Genomic DNA, 16,035 nt, shown 5'->3' with positions numbered 1-16,035 from the left:
CATTCGCGTCGCGCCCATGATCTTGTCCGTTTTCAGGAAACCTGCAATGACCAACAAACAGCGTCTTATTTATTCGATCATCATCGCCCTGAGCGTGCTGGTCATCATGCTCGGCCTGTCGCACCTGCAGACCATCGGCGTGCTCGACGAAAAGACCTTCCAGTACATCGCCATCTTCGTCGCGGTGGTGGTTGTCGTCTTGAACGGCGTCTTGCGTCGCAAGGTCAAGCGCTGATCGCGGACCCTTTATGCCGGCCACTTCCCTATGGCCGGCTTGCGCGGTTTTCGGTGGGAGTGGGGGACTTGCTGCTCCGGCCAGCCGACTGCATCACTCGATTACACAACCTCGCCTGAACTATTTTTTTCCTCGGGAACTCCAAAACTCGCACGTCATAAAGCCCGCAAAGGGAAATGGAGTTCAAACATGATTAAACAACTTACCGCTGCCGTCCTCGCCACCGCTGCTTTGACCACCGCTCAATTCGCGCTGGCGGACAAACCCGCGCCGGGTTGGATCACCATCGAGAAAGCCATCGAAAAGGCCAAGTCGGCGGGTTACACCGAGATCTACAAGATCGAAGCGGACGACCATGGATACTGGGAAGGTGAGGGCCGCAAGGCTGACAGCCTGACGTATGAGTTCCGCATCGACGCCATCTCCGGCAACGTGCTGCGCGACCAGAAAGACTGATTGTACGGCGCTTCGCCGTTCGTTCACGTCACACGCGGGAGCAGCCACCGGTTGTTCCCGCACGGGCCTTCCCCGGGCTTTACTCCGCTCATTGAATCCGCCACCCTTGTTTTCCTATTACCCGTCAGCAGGAAGCGGCGCATGAGTGTGCGGATCGAATTCAAAAGCAATCCCGATGAAGATGAACGCCTACAGATTCTGGCACCGCTTAGAGCGTACAACGCTGCAAAAGCGGGCGATGGTCTGGCAGAAAGTTTCGCGTTCTTTGTGCGAGACGAAAACACCGATGCGGTGTTGGGTGGTTTGCACGGGAGAATCCTTTACCGCTGGTTGTTCATCGAATTGCTGGTGGTCCCTGAACAGGCACGCGGGCAGCGGATGGGCAGCCAGTTGATGGACAGGGCCGAAGCGTTCGCCCGTGAAAAGAACTGCGTCGGGATCTGGCTCGACACGTTCGATTTCCAGGCGCCGGACTTCTACCGCAAACACGGTTATGAGGCGTTCGGGCATCTGGATGACTACCCGCCGGGCCATCAGCGCCTGTTTTTCCAGAAACGGTTGATGCCGTTGGCGAATTAATCGGCGTTCAGGCCCGTCGTCCCCGCGCCAGGGCGATCGGTTAAAGAAAGCGAGCCGGACTGTAAGGCCCGGGGTCGGCAAACGTCGGCTTGCCCGTCATCATCTCCGCGAGCAGTCGTCCCGTCACCGGCCCCAGCGTCAAGCCATGATGGGCGTGGCCGAAGTTGAACCACAGACCTGGATGACGGGGGGCCTGACCGATGACTGGCCGCATGTCGGGCAGGCACGGCCTGCGGCCCAGCCACGGCTCGGCGTCCAGGCGCTCACCCAGCGGGTAAAGTTCGCGTGCAATGGCTTCGCAACGGCGCAGCTGAATCTCGTTGGCGGGCGCATCGCTGGCGGCAAATTCCACCCCGGTGGTCAACCGAATGCCGCGTGCCATGGGGGCCAACACATAGCCGGCCTGAGCATCGATCACGGCGTGCTCAAGGGCGGCGCCCGCCTGGGAGGCGTAGTGCATGTGATAGCCGCGCTTGATTGCCAACGGAATGCGATAACCAAACCGCGAAAACACGTCCGCCGACTGCGGTCCGAGCGCGACGACCACCTGCCGGGCACTGATGCCGCCAGCCTCACTGTTGACTCGCCAACCCTGGTCCTGCTGATGCAGGCTGCGTGCATCACCTTTGAGCAACACGCCGCCACGTTTCACGAACAAGGCTGCATAACCGCGCACCAGCGCACCGGGATCGGTCACGCTCTTCGGGTCGAGCCAATGGATGCCACCTACCGCACCGCTGAGACTCGGCTCACGATCACGCAGTTGAGCGGTGTCGAGGATGTCATAGCTCAAGCCATATGCAGCGTAGGTTTGGGCATCGGTGACGGCCAGATCGAATTCGCGCTGATCGCGATAAAGCTCGATCCAGCCTTTGGCGCGTATCAGCCCGGTCATGCCCGACGCTTCTGCCAGCCGATCATGCTCAACGACGCAGCGCTCGATCAGCGGCTGCATGGCGCGGCTTGCCCTGGCCAGGTTGTCGGGCGAAGACTGCCGCCAGTACTGCAGCAGCCAGGGCGCCAGGCGTGGCAGAAACGCAGGGCTGAAGCGCATCGAGGACTGTGTGTTCAGACCGTAACGCAACAGGCGCGACCACTCGCGAGGGAAAGCATAGGGCACGATGCTGGAGCGCTCGATCAGGCCTGCATTGCCATGGCTGGTACCTCGGCCGGGTTCCTCCCGATCGAGCAGGATGACGCTCTGGCCTGCGGCTTGCAGGTGCAGTGCCGAACAGACGCCGACGATGCCGGCGCCGAGAACGAGGGTCTGACAATCCATGGATCGATCCTTAAACGGCTGTAGAGACGTGAGGCCGTTACCTTCGCGCAGTTTACCCGTTTGCAGGCGCACAGTACTCTCCCGCCCCTACGTTCTGTTTGGCTTCCACCTCCAATAATCACACCGGAGCTTCAGATGTCTTCACCCCGCGATCCCGTAGACACCCACGCGATTTCTTTCGGCGACCTGACCGAACTGCTGCGGCAGATATTCCTGCGCCACGGCACCTCGCCTGAAGTGGCGGCTGTGCTGGCTGAGAACTGCGCCAGTGCTGAACGCGACGGATCGCACAGCCACGGGATCTTTCGCATCAAAGGGTATTTATCGTCACTGGCGGCGGGCTGGGTCGATGGCCATGCCGTGCCGAAGGTCGAGGATGTCGGTGCTGCTTTCGTGCGGGTGGACGCAGGCGGCGGCTTCGCTCAGCCCGCGATGCAAGCCGCCAAGGCGCTGCTGATCGAGAAAGCGCGTACGGCGGGCATTGCGATCCTCGCCATTCGCAACTCGCACCATTTTGCCGCACTGTGGCCAGACGTCGAGCCCTTCGCTCAGGAAGGTCTGGTCGCCTTGAGCGTGGTCAATAGCATGACCTGCGTCGTCCCTCACGATGCCCGGAAACCGTTGTTCGGCACCAACCCGATCGCTTTTGCCGCGCCTCGGGCAGGAGGGCAGCCCATTGTTTTCGACATGGCAACCAGTGCCATCGCCCACGGTGATGTCCAGATAGCCGCAAGGGAAGGGCGCATGCTGCCGCCGGGCATGGGCGTGGATCGTGGGGGGCAGCCTACCGAAGACCCCAAGAGGATTCTGGATGGCGGCGCGCTTTTGCCGTTCGGCGGTTACAAAGGGTCGGCGCTGTCGATGATGGTTGAGCTGCTGTCTGCCGCATTGACCGGCGGCAACTTCTCGTTCGAATTTGACATGTCCAGCAAGCCGGGTGCGCAAACCCCGTGGACGGGCCAGATGATCATCGTCATCGATCCGGACAAAGGCAGCGGACACGCCTTTGCCGAGCGCAGCGAAGAGCTGGTCAGGCAGATGCTCGGTGCAGGTCAGCGACGCATGCCCGGTGATCGTCGCTACCACCAGCGTGAAAAATCCCTGACGGAAGGCATCGTACTGTCGGTTGACGATTTGAGTCGCCTCCAGGTACTGGCCAGCGCTTAGACCTCCAGCGTCGGCAGTTTGCCCGGTCGTTTTAGAGCAACCGGGCTCTGCTGGGCGACATGCAGGCGCATCAGGTGCTGGCTGTCCAGGGCCTCGCTGGACGATTTGCTGTTGTTGCCGCACGGCATGGCCAGGGCGCTGGCACTGACAGCGGCCAGCATCAATGTCACCAGTAACGCGATAAGGGTTTTCATGGTCGTGCCCCGCTAACAGGCGATGGCGCTCTGCGAAAGGCGGCGCGCTTGAACCCTTGCAGGCTACGTCCCGGTGCGGCCGCAACGGTATTTGAATACTGCTCTGTTCTTGCCCGATGCTGCCTGAGAGCGACGACGCAGCCTTCTGGCAATAGGGGCGTGCGTTCACGCAAAGGGACGACCGCTCGTCGAATCATGACTTGCGTTTGGCTGTCGATGAAAATACTGTATGTTTAAACAGTATTCAGTGAAAGGGAATCGACCATGCTCATGACTCAAGCCGAAACCAGCATTGCATTCACCGTCCAGGCCCAAGAGCCGACCTTCAACAGCGTCTGGGGTACCGAGATGCAGCGCGAGGACTTTCTCGCGCTGGCGGCGGGGGTGCGTCAGTTCAGCGCCAGCCAGGTGGACCTGGCGTTTGTTTCGAACGACGAGTTTTTTCCAGGCGGCCACGGGCCCTCTGCGGCGGAATGATTTCCCCGCGCATCATCCGACAGGGCTAAGGTAGTCGTGCAGCGGGAATGGCAGGCTCAGCGCTTGCGAGCCGGTGCGGTTACCACGGCGACCTGAAGCGCCGACGCTTGGGTTTCATCGGCGTCCGGCTGACGCGCTTTGCCTGTTCTGATCAGGCTCAGTGCGATCAGAGTGCCTATTACGGATAGAACGCACCAACCCAGCAAAAATGTAATCACGTCTGGTCTCCGAACTGCAAAAATCGGGTTGCCACGAAAAATGACAAGCTCTCCATCCGAATCTATCGGCCGTGATGAAGATTACATGAGGCCGAAAATCGCGCAGCTTGAACAATTGTCGGGTGGATCGCAACTCCTCCAGACCGATGGGGTCTTGCTTTAAACATAGTCAAACTGGAGGCCCATGTTTATGAAAGATCTTGGTTCACGCCTGAAAGAAGAACGCAAAAGCCTCGGACTCTCGCAACAGGAATTCGGCGCGATTGGAGGCGTAGAAGCCAATGCCCAAGGCAAATACGAAAGCGGCGAACGCATTCCACGTTCCGATTACCTCGCAGCACTTGGAAAGAAAGGCGTCGATGTCCTGTATGTGCTCTCGGGAAACCGAACGCCGATTGCCATCGACACGCTGAGCGACGCAGAACGGGCAATCATTACTCACTACCGAGCGCTGAGCGAAGACGACCAGGAGGCGATTTCTCAGCTTGCGACGTCGCTGTCGGAATGTGCTACGGACACTGCTGCACCATCGTCTGTGTGAGGCGTCCGTTCAGATTTGGTTCAGAGGCAGTGTTGCCGATGAATATATGAAACGTTTATGATTCGTATATTCATCGCGAGGTCAGACATGGGACTGGTCAAGATTTCTGAACAGATGCACGACAACATTCGCTCAGCCAGCGCGGCACTGAGCCGTTCAATCAACGCACAGGCCGAACACTGGATGAGGGTGGGCATGCTCGCCGAACTCAATCCCGGACTGAATTACAGCAATATCTGTCAATTGTTGATTCGTGCCGAAGCCACGGGCGGCACGCTGCTGAGCGCACAGCCTGAAGACGAAATTGTCCACCAACACCCGATCAGGGCGGTGGCGCGATGAGCATCAGTATCAAGAGCGAATCTGATCTGGTAGGACTGAGGGTCGCCGGGCGACTGGCTGCCGATGTATTGGCAATGATCGCTCCCCATGTGAAGCCCGGTATCAGCACTGAGGCGCTCGATGACCTCTGCAACGATTACATCGTCAACGAATTGAAAGTGATCCCGGCCAACGTCGGGTACCACGGGTTTACCAAGACCACGTGTATATCGCCGAACTCGGTGGTATGCCACGGGATCCCGTCGGCGGACGATATTCTCAAGGAAGGCGACATCGTCAACATCGATGTCGCGGTGATCAAAGATGGCTGGTATGGCGATACCAGTCGCATGTATTACGTCGGAGAGGTCAGCCCGTTGGCACGGCGTCTGGTTGAAACCACCTACGAGGCCACGTTGGCCGGAATACATGCGGTGAAGCCTGGCGCAACGCTGGGCGACATCGGTAACGCCATCCAGACCGTGGCGTATCGGGAAGGCTTCAGCGTTGTCCGTGAATACTGCGGACACGGCATCGGGCGTAAATATCACGAAGAACCGCAGGTACTGCATTACGGCGCGGCGGGGAAGGGGTTGAAACTCAAACCGGGGATGGTCTTCACCATCGAGCCGATGATCAACGCAGGCAAACCCGGCACCCATGTGCTGGATGACGGCTGGACCGTGCTGACGCGAGATCAATCTCTATCGGCGCAGTGGGAACACATGGTGGCGGTCACCCAGACGGGGTTCGAGCTATTGACGCCCTGGCCGGATGGCACCGGCGATTATCCTGAGGTGTGAGGGCAGTCACATTCGGACGAATAAAGTCACAATTGCGGGCGTGACCAAGTGCCGACCCACCTTGTAGGCTCCTTCTCGTTCCCCTGTGGTGTTGCCATCTGACCGGCTCAAGGATGATCAGATCGGCAGCACTAGGGGAGAACACCACTCTGAAAAAAACCGGCCGAAGCCGGTTTTTTTGTGAGCGTCTTTTTAACCCCCTAGCTGCTTGGCTGCTTCAACGCCCGCGGAGCTCAGCTTCACCGGGTACTTCAGGGTGCGTTCGCCCTTCTCGGGAATGTCGACGCATCCGTCATGGATAAGCCCTGCTTTTTGCAGTTCCTCCAGCGTATCCGCGACGGCGTGTTCCCCCCTGTAGTTATCCAGAACCTCTTTGCCCAGTCCTGCTGGATGCGCGTGCAACAACCGGGTCAGGACTTCTTTCTTGAGCGCGTTATCAATGGTCATATTTCCCTCGCTTTGCTGGTTTTATGAGCGCTGCTTGTAAATACCGACCGCTGGATAAGAGGATGGTTTGGATCTTTTTTACATGCGTTTCCATTGGACCTGGGTCACACCGAGCCCTTCGGCGTTGAGCATGGCCAAACGGAAGGGGCCTGCTGCGACACTGCCATTGAGAGTACCGACGCCCGCGTGCAGCGTGGCGAAGTGAAGCGCTTCGCTCTCGCACAGGTGCGTGGCTTGGTGGGAAAAATGCCGGGGTTCGCCCTTAAACTGGTAATGAATTTCAAAATCCTTGGAATCATTCATCGTCTTTGGCCCCTTGGACGTTGTGCACGTCCCGCTGAATGTGAGTACTTCCCCGTGTACCTGAAAGCATGATCGCCGAATGCATCGACGGTGCTTTCACTTCATTTCGAGACCGATACAGGCGTGCCATTACTGCAGGAGGCCCTGATCGTGGTGCGTTTTCTCTGCCTGAGACGAGTAGCCTGCGCATGCTGGTCAGTGCTACCGACTGGCGGAGAATTGCATTCTTTGATGGCCTTTTGAACCGTTCGCCGATCAGCGGCAACGGGCCATATCTGTTTGGATAGGGGCGTCAGGTCGCCAAGGCGTGACACCTTCGAATTTGCACGTTTTTGGATACAGAACCGACGAATGCTTCGGGTGGTTGGCGCGTGCCAGCCTCTGCGCAACAATTCGTGGCGAAAGGGCAATTTGATGGCCCGCGTGTTTCCATTTTTCTGAAAAAATCCGTTTCTTTTCAGGCAATTCCGGGGCGAGGGTGTATGCATAGAGTGGGTTTAAGCATGGCGGCATTCATGTTGATGGTGACGGCACTGCCCACCGAGGCACGGAGCATCGACAAGCATGATCTGGAAGTCTGCAAATGGGGCGCCGGCATGGCGAGTACCGCACAGCAATCCAAGCTTTCCGGCACGACGTTGTACAGCGCGCGAAAGAAGCTGCAGGCCCGCAAGTTTTCCAAACCGTGGATGCAGAAGATGGCCGTGGGAATTACCGAGCAAACCTATAAGAGTCCTTCGCGTCTGAAACCTGCTGCGGTGAAGCAGACGTATTACGACGGCTGTATCCAGCACGAACTGGCGCGCAAGTAGGCGGGGTATGTCCGCTCAGGTCGCCGGGTACAGGCGCCTCCTGAGCGGAGGGTTCCAGCGGGTCAGGCTGGTGTGATCAGTGGCAGTTGCCAGCCAGGTGATAATGCTGCGCTTCAGCGGCGGCAGCGTTGTCGAATTCCACCCGATTCTTCTCTGACACCGCGTTGTAGGACGGGCAGTCCGGGCGGTGGTAAATCATGGTTTTCTTGTTGCCACGAATCGCCAGCGTCAGATGCTTTGCGCTGTCGACTCTGGCGGTCGTGGATTCCATTGGATTGGGCCGCGGTGTTTCAGCTTTCGTGGAGGCCGTGGACCGGCTGCCGCCACTGAAATCGGCGCTGAGGAAAATCGGCGCATGATCGGACACGCTGTTGCGTCCCTGCGCGTGGGTCATCGACAGGTATTTGGGGTAATTGAACACCTGAACACTGTTGACCCTGATCGTCGAATCCTTGCTGACAAAGATGTTGTCGTAAAGATTGGAGAATTTTCCATCGGTGGTCGACAGTGTGCTCGCGCCATTCAGCACCAAGGGCCTGGCGCTGGCATCCAGATTGTCCCACGCAGGCGAATTCGGGGGCGTATTGAAGTCGCCCATCAGCATGATCGGGTTGTTGCCGGGGTAGGTGTCTTTCAGCCAGGTCCAGTAGCTGGAGAGCGCGGTGATTTCCGAGGCGCGGTCAGACTGGCTCTTTCCGTACAGAATATGCACCGTGGCTACGACGAACGTGGTGCCGTCCTTAAGCGATTTGAAGCGTGCGGAATACGGTTCGCGTTCAAAGGTGTCGTTGCGGTCAAGGTAGGTGACGGCGCCGTCTTCATAGGCAATCACGTCATCACGCCATACAAAACCATACATCTCTTTGTAAGACGATCGGCCAACTGCGTGTGAGGCCATCGAACTCCAGTGCTTGCCGGTCTGCCGGCTCAACTCTCTGGCCAAGGCTTGCAGTGCGTCTTCGTTCATCAATTCCTGAACGGCGAGAAAATCGACTTTTTGCGCGACCCTGGCAATGCCTTGAAAATCCTTGTTTGGCCGCACACTCAGGTGCTCCAGATTCCAGGTGCCGATGGTGACGTCGGCTGAAGCGTTTTGCAGGAAAGAAAGGGTCAACAGCAACGAAACAAAAAATCTGAGCATTGTTTTCCAACTACGGGCTGATTGAAGCAGTGGCGAGCCAGGCGCATTTGACTCGCGGGAAGGGCTGCGGGGTGTCGATTCGGGTTCAAACGCGATGTGGGTCAGTCCTCCTTGGGCACGGTCCAGAAGATCTGTACGCCGCCGTCATCCCGGTAGGCGAGGGTGACGTTGTCGTTTTCGGCGATCTCTTCCAGCAACTGACTCCAGTCATCCTCCTGCTCGTCAGGCAGACGAAAGATCAACGCGGCGCGGGACTTCTGCGCAGTAGGCGAATTGATGATCTTTTGAATACGAATGCCCAGGCGTTCGTAGGCGCCCGGCAATTCAGCGGCTGAAGCGGAATGTTTAGACACGAAAGGTATCCTTTGTTTTTTGCTGTATGTGCATACAGTATTTCACTGTGGGACGTTTCGCAAGATCGGAGTAGGGGTAATCGGCGTTCGCACCTAACCTCCTTGATTCTTCCTACGCCTATTTCATTCGCGAACCAAAGTCGATCGAGTCGATCAGATCCTGTGTCAGCGATTCAGTTCGCAATGGCCAAAGAAACCAGGAGTTTTTATGAACATCAAAGCGTTGGGATTACCTGTTGCATGGGTCTGCTGCGCGCTGCTGGCCGGGTGCTCGACGTCGACGGTGGTGACGCTGCAAAACGGCACTCAATACGTCACCAAAGATGCGCCGAAGACCAAAAGCAAGGACGGGTTTTACGAGTTCGAGGACATCTCTGGAAAGACCATCAGGGTGCGTGCGGACGAGGTGGCAACGGTTAAAGAAGAAGACTGAAATCAAAGAGGAGCCTGATCGAATCGATCAGGCTCCTCTTCCTCGCGCCGGGTTGATTTCAGTACTCCCGGAACCCCCTTTAATGAACGCGACTGTCACTCAGTCATGGCTGAGACGTCTTTGCGTTTCTCGAAAACCTGCCCTTTGCTGCGAGATAAAAGCGAGCCATTTCGCACGGGCCAACGCGCAGCGATTACGTTGTTGACAAATGGTGCGGCGATTCTCATAGTTTCACCCACGCAAACGTTTGCGATTGGCCGAAGCCTGTGCCGCTCGACCCGCATCCGGTGCCGATAAAATAATCATAAATGTCGGAGTGATTCCATGAAGCTGCCATTCGCTGCACGTCTTCTTGCTGTTGCCATGCTCACCGCAAGTGCTGTAACCCTCCCTCTCTCTTCTGCTTACGCCGACGACGCGAAGAAACCTACGGTCGCGCTGGTGATGAAGTCCCTCGCCAACGAATTTTTCCTGACCATGGAAGACGGCGCCAAGGCCTATCAAAAAGACCACGCTGCTGATTTTGATCTGATCTCCAACGGCATCAAGAATGAATCGGACACCGCCGCGCAAATTGATATCGTCAACCAGATGATCGTCAAGAAAGTCGACGCGTTGGTGATTGCACCTGCAGACTCCAAAGCGTTGGCCTCCGTGCTCAAGAAGGCGCAGGACGCGGGAATCAAAGTCGTCAACATCGACAACCAGCTCGACGCCGACGTCTTGAAAAGCAAGGGCATGGAAGTGCCTTTCGTAGGCCCGAACAACCGTAAGGGCGCCAAGCTGGTGGGCGACTACCTGGCCAAGCAACTGACTGCGGGCGATCAGGTCGGGATCATCGAAGGCGTGCCGACCACGACAAACGCTCAGCAGCGTACCGCGGGTTTCAAAGACGCGATGGATGCTGCGCAGATGAAGATCGTCTCCACGCAGTCGGGTAACTGGGAAATCGACAAGGGCAACGCCGTTGCGTCGGCCATGCTCAACGAATACCCGAACCTGAAAGCCTTGCTGGCCGGTAACGACAGCATGGCGCTGGGGGCTGTGTCGGCTGTCCGTGCAGCGGGCAAGACTGGCAAGGTGCAAATCGTCGGTTACGACAACATCAACGCGATCAAGCCCATGCTCAAGGACGGTCGAATCCTCGCGACCGCTGACCAGTTTGCCGCTCGGCAGGCTGTGTTCGGTATCGATACCGCTCTGAAAATGGTCAAGGGCGAGAAGCTCGACATCAAGGACGGTGTGATCGAGACCCCGGTCGAGCTGGTCACCAAGCCGCAATAAGTCCCTTTGGCTACAAAAACCGTATAGACCGCCTGCCCGCAAGGGCAGGCGCGTGGAGAGCGTTATGTCAGCGTCTGCTCAGGCCGCTGTTCTATCTGTCAGTGGCATCGGCAAAACCTACGCCCAACCTGTTCTCGCAGACATCGACCTGACGCTGATGCGTGGCGAAGTGTTGGCGCTGACCGGGGAGAACGGTGCGGGAAAAAGCACCTTGTCCAAAATCATCGGCGGATTGGTGACACCCACCACCGGCCAGATGCAGTTTCAGGGGCAGGCCTATCAACCGACGAGTCGCACCCAGGCTGAAAAGCTGGGCGTGCGGATGGTCATGCAGGAGTTGAACCTGCTGCCGACGTTGTCGGTGGCGGAGAACCTGTTTCTCGACAACCTGCCCAGCCGCGCTGGTTTCATCAATCGTAAAAAATTGCGCGACGACGCCGTCAAGGCCATGGCTCAGGTCGGACTTGAGGCCATCGACCCGGACACATTGGTCGGTGAGTTAGGCATTGGTCATCAACAGATGGTCGAGATCGCTCGCAACCTGATCGGCGATTGCCACGTTCTGATTCTCGACGAGCCGACCGCGATGTTGACGGCCCGTGAAGTGGAAATGTTGTTCGAGCAGATCACTCGCCTGCAGGACCGCGGCGTCTCCATCGTTTACATCTCCCATCGCCTGGAGGAACTGGCCCGCGTCGCCCAACGCATCGCCGTGCTGCGGGACGGCAAGCTGGTGTGTGTGGACGCCATGGCCAACTACGACAGCGAGCAGTTGGTGACCCTGATGGTCGGCCGCGAACTGGGCGAGCAGATCGACCTGGGGCCGCGCCAGATCGGTAACGTGGCGTTGTCGGTCAAAGGCTTGAGCCGTGCCGATAAGGTGCGCGATGTGTCTTTTGATGTCCGCGCAGGCGAGATCTTCGGTATTTCGGGATTGATCGGTGCGGGCCGTACCGAGCTCCTGCGCCTTATCTACGGCGCGGATGCGGCAGACACCGGCTCCATTGAGGTCGGCAGCCCGTTGAAACGAGTGCGTGTGAACTCGCCTGTCGATGCCGTCAGCCACGGTATTGCCCTGATTACCGAGGATCGCAAGGGTGAGGGGCTGCTCTTGTCGCAGTCCATCAGCGCCAACATCGCGCTGGGTAACATGGACGCGATCTCCAATGCCGGCGTCGTCAACGGCACCGCCGAAATGTCCTTGGCCCGACGTCAGGTTGACGCCATGCGGATTCGCAGTTCAAGCCCGACACAACGGGTGTCGGAGCTGTCCGGCGGCAACCAGCAGAAGGTCGTGATTGGCCGATGGCTGGAGCGCGATTGTCAGGTGATGCTGTTCGACGAGCCGACGCGCGGCATCGATGTCGGGGCCAAATTCGATATCTACGCGCTGCTGGGCGAACTGACCCGTCAGGGCAGGGCGCTGGTGGTGGTTTCCAGTGATCTGCGCGAATTGATGCTGATCTGCGACCGCATCGGTGTGTTGTCTGCCGGTCGCCTGATCGACACCTTCGAGCGCGATACCTGGACACAGGACGAACTGCTCGCTGCCGCCTTCGCCGGCTACCAAAAACGTGACGCGCTGCTGTCTGAAGCAGCGCCCAGGAACGACTGATGAAAACCTCGACTCCTTCGGCCGCGCTGCCTTCTCCCGGCAAGCGCAGCGGTAACTATTTCGGCCTCGGCACCTACCTGGGGCTGGCGGGCGCGTTGCTCGCCATGATCGTGCTGTTCTCGCTGCTCAGCGATCACTTCCTGTCGTATGAAACCTTCAGCACGCTGGCCAACCAGATCCCTGATCTCATGGTACTGGCGGTCGGTATGACGTTCATCCTGATCATCGGCGGGATTGACCTGTCGGTGGGGTCGGTGCTGGCCCTGGCGGCGTCCGCCGTTAGCGTGGCAATGCTCGGTTGGGGCTGGGGCGTGTTCCCGTCGGCGCTGCTGGGCATGGTCTGCGCGACGGCGGCGGGTACGTTGACCGGCTCGATCACGGTAGCGTGGCGTATACCGTCGTTCATCGTCTCGCTGGGCGTGCTGGAGATGGCCCGTGGTGTGGCGTATCAGCTGACCGATTCCCGCACGGCCTACATCGGTGATTCATTTGCCTGGCTGTCCAATCCGTTTGCCTTCGGCATCTCGCCATCGTTCATCATCGCGCTGCTGGTGATCTTCGCCGCTCAGGCGGTGCTCACACGTACGGTATTCGGTCGCTACCTGATCGGCATCGGCACCAATGAAGAAGCGGTGCGTCTGGCCGGGATCAATCCAAAACCCTACAAGATTCTGGTGTTTTCCCTTATGGGACTGCTGGCAGGTGTTGCCGCACTGTTCCAGATATCAAGGCTGGAAGCAGCCGACCCGAATGCGGGGTCCGGGCTGGAACTGCAAGTCATCGCTGCTGTGGTCATCGGCGGTACCAGCCTGATGGGCGGACGTGGATCGGTCATCAGCACGTTCTTCGGGGTGCTGATCATCTCGGTGCTCGCAGCAGGCCTTGCGCAGATCGGCGCAACGGAGCCGACCAAACGGATCATCACCGGAGCGGTGATTGTGATCGCGGTCATTCTCGACACCTATCGCAGCCATCGCGCACGGCGGCGCGGCTGATATGGCCACCATCAAAGATGTGGCGGCCATTGCTGGCATTTCGTACACCACGGTGTCGCACGTTCTGAACAGAACACGGCCGGTGAGCGACGAAGTGCGTAAGAAAGTGGAAGCCGCCATCGCGCAACTGGATTACGTGCCCAGTGCCGTGGCGCGCTCCCTGAAAGCCAAATCCACCGCGACGATCGGGTTGCTGATTCCCAACGGCATTAACCCTTACTTTGCCGAGCTCGCTCGAGGCATCGAAGATTACTGCGAGCGTAACGGGTTCTGCGTGATCCTCTGCAACTCCGACGACAATCTGGACAAACAGCGCAACTATTTGCGCGTGTTGCTGGAGAAACGGGTGGACGGTTTGATCGTGTCGTCGGTGGGCGGCGGCGATAGTCTGGTCGACAGCCTGTCCTCCGTCAGGACGCCGATGGTGATCGTCGACCGCGACCTGGAAAACATCACTGCCGATCGTGTCCGTATCGACCATGAGCTGGGCGCCTACCTGGCCACCTCGCATTTGCTGGGGCTGGGGCATCGCCACATCGCTTGTATCAGCGGACCGGCTGAAACCAGCGTTGCGCGCATGCGTCTGGCCGGGTATCACCGGGCGATGCAGGAAGCCGGCATCGAGGTACCGGACAGTTGGGTTGTGGAGAGCGATTTCACAGGGCCCAGCGGCTACAGAGCGGCAGGTCTGTTGCTGGAGAATGATCGGCCGACGGCAATCTTTGCCGCCAACGATATGGTGGGGATCGGAGTCCTGCGTGCAGCGGCGGAACGCAATGTCCGTGTGCCCGCCGATCTCTCGGTCATCGGCTTCGACGACATCCAGATGAGTCAGTACGTTTATCCGGCGCTGACGACTGTGGGCCAGTCAATACTGCAACTGGGCGAGCGCGCCGCCGAGGTGTTGCTCAAGCGGATTTCCACCCGTGGCGACAGCGCAGTGCAGCAACTGATTGTTGCACCAAGCATTGTGCTGCGTGAATCCACTGCGCCGCCAACCAATGCATTTAACGAGTTTCGCTGAGCCGGGCACCGTGTCCGGATGGAAGAGTAAAGACGTCATGCAAGCAAAAGTAGTGATAGTGGGCAGCCTCAACATGGACCTGGTGACACGTGCGCCGCGTTTGCCGCGCGCCGGTGAAACCCTCGCCGGACAGTCGTTCGTCACGGTGCCGGGCGGGAAGGGCGCAAACCAGGCGGCGGCGGCGGCGCGTCTCGGCGCCCGTGTGGCCATGATCGGCTGTGTCGGGGATGACGCCTACGGTGAGCAATTGCGCGCCGCGTTGCGGGCTGAGGGCATTGATTGCCAAGCCGTGACCGCCATTGCCAATGAGTCGACCGGGGTTGCGCTGATTGTGGTGGATGACAGCAGCCAGAACGCGATCGTCATTGTGGCCGGTGGCAATGGGCACGTCAGTACCAGCGTCGTCGACCGTTTCGACGCATTGCTGAGCCAGGCCGAGGTGATCATCTGCCAACTGGAGGTGCCGATGGTCACTGTAGGGCATGTCCTCAGGCGTGGGCGCGAGCTGGGCAAGACGGTCATCCTCAATCCGGCTCCCGCCAGCGGTCCATTGCCCGCTGAGTGGTACGCCTGGATCGATTATCTGATCCCGAACGAAAGCGAGGCCGCAGCGTTGACGGGCCTGTCCGTCGACAGCGTGGCGACGGCGGATGCCGCCGCCACTGCCTTGCTCGCATCCGGCGTGGGCAAGGTCATCGTTACCCTGGGTGAGCAGGGGGCGTTATTCGCCAGTCAGGCTGGTTCTTCGCATTTCCCGGCGCCGAAGGTCAAACCGGTGGATACCACTGCGGCAGGTGACACGTTCGTCGGCGGATTCGCGGCGGCGCTGGCTGACGGCAAATCCGAGCCGGACGCGATCCGTTTCGGACAGATCGCTGCGGCGCTGTCCGTCACCCGTTCCGGCGCTCAGCCTTCCATTCCCACCTTCACCGAAGTCCAGGGTTATCAGCCATGAAAAAAACACCACTGCTCAATATCGCGCTGTCACGGGTGGTCGCGTCGCTGGGGCATGGCGATATCCTGATGATCGTCGACGCCGGAATGCCGGTGCCTGCGGGTGTCGAACTCATTGATCTGGCCGTTACCCAGGGGGTGCCTGACTTTGTCAGTGTGTTGAACACCGTGCTCGCCGAAATGCAGGTGGAAAGCCACGTGCTCGCCGACGAAATGCGTGAAAGGCAGCCGCCAGCGCTGGCCGTCCTCGACACGCTGAACGCGGCAGGTCATCTGGGCGAGCAACGTCTGGTCAGTCATGAAGCCTTGAAACAGTTGAGCCGCAGCGCTCGTGCCATCGTTCGCACGGGTGAATGCCAGCCATACACGAACATTGCACTGGTGTCCGGCGTCGTCTTCTGACA

Annotated in this window: 22 protein-coding genes; 16 read left to right on the top strand and 6 right to left on the bottom strand. The window is 58.9% G+C overall.

Annotation, left to right across the window (positions count from 1 at the left end; translation table 11 throughout):
• Positions 1–46 precede the first annotated feature (46 nt).
• The 3 genes from BMY73_RS17150 (at position 47) to BMY73_RS17140 (ending at position 1,270) form a co-directional block, all read left to right on the top strand.
• A complete protein-coding gene (locus BMY73_RS17150) occupies positions 47–235 on the top strand; it encodes a hypothetical protein (RefSeq protein ID WP_062387252.1) in 189 nt (62 codons plus the stop codon).
• 189 nt (positions 236–424) lie between these two features.
• Positions 425–691, top strand: a complete 267-nt coding sequence (locus tag BMY73_RS17145) for a PepSY domain-containing protein (protein WP_062387249.1) — start codon at positions 425–427, stop codon at positions 689–691.
• A 141-nt stretch (positions 692–832) separates the two neighbouring features.
• Positions 833–1,270: a GNAT family N-acetyltransferase gene (locus BMY73_RS17140; protein WP_092408535.1), complete on the top strand. Its 438-nt coding sequence runs from the start codon at positions 833–835 to the stop codon at positions 1,268–1,270.
• Between the two features lie 40 nt (positions 1,271–1,310).
• Here BMY73_RS17140 and BMY73_RS17135 read toward each other — a convergent pair whose 3' ends face one another.
• Positions 1,311–2,549: an NAD(P)/FAD-dependent oxidoreductase gene (locus BMY73_RS17135; protein ID WP_092408533.1), complete on the bottom strand. Its 1,239-nt coding sequence runs from the start codon at positions 2,547–2,549 to the stop codon at positions 1,311–1,313.
• 135 nt (positions 2,550–2,684) lie between these two features.
• Between BMY73_RS17135 and BMY73_RS17130 the strand changes: the two genes are divergently transcribed.
• Positions 2,685–3,716 (top strand): Ldh family oxidoreductase, encoded by a 1,032-nt coding sequence (locus tag BMY73_RS17130; RefSeq protein ID WP_092408531.1) that lies wholly within the window; start codon positions 2,685–2,687, stop codon positions 3,714–3,716.
• Here BMY73_RS17130 and BMY73_RS17125 read toward each other — a convergent pair.
• Positions 3,713–3,910: a hypothetical protein gene (locus tag BMY73_RS17125; protein ID WP_062387236.1), complete on the bottom strand. Its 198-nt coding sequence runs from the start codon at positions 3,908–3,910 to the stop codon at positions 3,713–3,715. The two genes, BMY73_RS17130 and BMY73_RS17125, sit on opposite strands and share 4 nt — an antisense overlap.
• A gap of 264 nt (positions 3,911–4,174) precedes the next feature.
• Here BMY73_RS17125 and BMY73_RS17120 point away from each other — a divergent pair, with 264 nt between their 5' ends.
• The 4 genes from BMY73_RS17120 (at position 4,175) to map (ending at position 6,270) form a co-directional block, all read left to right on the top strand.
• Positions 4,175–4,387 (top strand): hypothetical protein, encoded by a 213-nt coding sequence (locus BMY73_RS17120; RefSeq protein ID WP_062387233.1) that lies wholly within the window; start codon positions 4,175–4,177, stop codon positions 4,385–4,387.
• 408 nt (positions 4,388–4,795) lie between these two features.
• The gene (locus BMY73_RS17115; RefSeq protein ID WP_062387230.1) at positions 4,796–5,146 is read left to right on the top strand and encodes a helix-turn-helix domain-containing protein; all 351 of its coding nucleotides are present in this window, start codon (positions 4,796–4,798) and stop codon (positions 5,144–5,146) included.
• A gap of 87 nt (positions 5,147–5,233) precedes the next feature.
• Positions 5,234–5,488 (top strand): ParD-like family protein, encoded by a 255-nt coding sequence (locus tag BMY73_RS17110; RefSeq protein ID WP_092408529.1) that lies wholly within the window; start codon positions 5,234–5,236, stop codon positions 5,486–5,488.
• Positions 5,485–6,270, top strand: a complete 786-nt coding sequence (map, locus tag BMY73_RS17105; RefSeq protein WP_092408527.1) for a type I methionyl aminopeptidase — start codon at positions 5,485–5,487, stop codon at positions 6,268–6,270. The genes BMY73_RS17110 and map overlap by 4 nt, the downstream gene beginning before the upstream one ends.
• Before the next feature lie 192 nt (positions 6,271–6,462).
• Here the strand turns inward: map and BMY73_RS17100 are convergent, their stop codons facing one another.
• Together BMY73_RS17100 and BMY73_RS17095 are read right to left on the bottom strand one after the other, a co-directional pair.
• On the bottom strand, positions 6,463–6,717 hold the full coding sequence (locus BMY73_RS17100; RefSeq protein WP_092408525.1) for a hypothetical protein: 255 nt from the start codon (positions 6,715–6,717) through the stop codon (positions 6,463–6,465).
• A 78-nt stretch (positions 6,718–6,795) separates the two neighbouring features.
• Positions 6,796–7,020: a DUF6555 family protein gene (locus BMY73_RS17095; RefSeq protein WP_062387221.1), complete on the bottom strand. Its 225-nt coding sequence runs from the start codon at positions 7,018–7,020 to the stop codon at positions 6,796–6,798.
• Between the two features lie 515 nt (positions 7,021–7,535).
• Here BMY73_RS17095 and BMY73_RS17090 point away from each other — a divergent pair.
• Positions 7,536–7,832 (top strand): hypothetical protein, encoded by a 297-nt coding sequence (locus tag BMY73_RS17090; protein WP_238591821.1) that lies wholly within the window; start codon positions 7,536–7,538, stop codon positions 7,830–7,832.
• Between the two features lie 76 nt (positions 7,833–7,908).
• Here BMY73_RS17090 and BMY73_RS17085 read toward each other — a convergent pair whose 3' ends face one another.
• Together BMY73_RS17085 and BMY73_RS17080 are read right to left on the bottom strand one after the other, a co-directional pair.
• Positions 7,909–8,973: an endonuclease/exonuclease/phosphatase family protein gene (locus BMY73_RS17085; RefSeq protein WP_092408523.1), complete on the bottom strand. Its 1,065-nt coding sequence runs from the start codon at positions 8,971–8,973 to the stop codon at positions 7,909–7,911.
• A gap of 101 nt (positions 8,974–9,074) precedes the next feature.
• Positions 9,075–9,326, bottom strand: coding sequence for a DUF1654 domain-containing protein (locus tag BMY73_RS17080; RefSeq protein WP_092408521.1), 252 nt, complete (start codon positions 9,324–9,326; stop codon positions 9,075–9,077).
• 208 nt (positions 9,327–9,534) lie between these two features.
• On the opposite strand from BMY73_RS17080, the gene BMY73_RS17075 reads away from it, so the two are divergent.
• From BMY73_RS17075 to rbsD, 7 genes are all read left to right on the top strand, one after another.
• Positions 9,535–9,759 (top strand): YgdI/YgdR family lipoprotein, encoded by a 225-nt coding sequence (locus BMY73_RS17075; protein ID WP_092408519.1) that lies wholly within the window; start codon positions 9,535–9,537, stop codon positions 9,757–9,759.
• 324 nt (positions 9,760–10,083) lie between these two features.
• A complete protein-coding gene (locus BMY73_RS17070) occupies positions 10,084–11,043 on the top strand; it encodes a sugar ABC transporter substrate-binding protein (RefSeq protein ID WP_062387210.1) in 960 nt (319 codons plus the stop codon).
• 64 nt (positions 11,044–11,107) lie between these two features.
• Positions 11,108–12,658, top strand: a complete 1,551-nt coding sequence (locus BMY73_RS17065) for a sugar ABC transporter ATP-binding protein (protein ID WP_062387207.1) — start codon at positions 11,108–11,110, stop codon at positions 12,656–12,658.
• Entirely contained in the window at positions 12,658–13,653 is a 996-nt protein-coding gene (locus BMY73_RS17060) for an ABC transporter permease (protein ID WP_062387204.1), read from the top strand. Before BMY73_RS17065 ends, BMY73_RS17060 begins: the two co-directional genes overlap by 1 nt.
• Position 13,654: 1 nt before the next feature.
• On the top strand, positions 13,655–14,677 hold the full coding sequence (locus BMY73_RS17055; RefSeq protein ID WP_062387202.1) for a LacI family DNA-binding transcriptional regulator: 1,023 nt from the start codon (positions 13,655–13,657) through the stop codon (positions 14,675–14,677).
• A gap of 37 nt (positions 14,678–14,714) precedes the next feature.
• Entirely contained in the window at positions 14,715–15,632 is a 918-nt protein-coding gene (rbsK, locus tag BMY73_RS17050; protein WP_062387199.1) for a ribokinase, read from the top strand.
• The gene (gene rbsD / locus BMY73_RS17045; RefSeq protein WP_062387196.1) at positions 15,629–16,033 is read left to right on the top strand and encodes a D-ribose pyranase; all 405 of its coding nucleotides are present in this window, start codon (positions 15,629–15,631) and stop codon (positions 16,031–16,033) included. Before rbsK ends, rbsD begins: the two co-directional genes overlap by 4 nt.
• Positions 16,034–16,035: the final 2 nt, after the last annotated feature.

The sequence above is a fragment of the Pseudomonas sp. NFACC02 genome (assembly GCF_900110765.1).
Classification (GTDB): domain Bacteria; phylum Pseudomonadota; class Gammaproteobacteria; order Pseudomonadales; family Pseudomonadaceae; genus Aquipseudomonas.
This window is presented reverse-complemented; position numbering and strand designations above follow the sequence as displayed.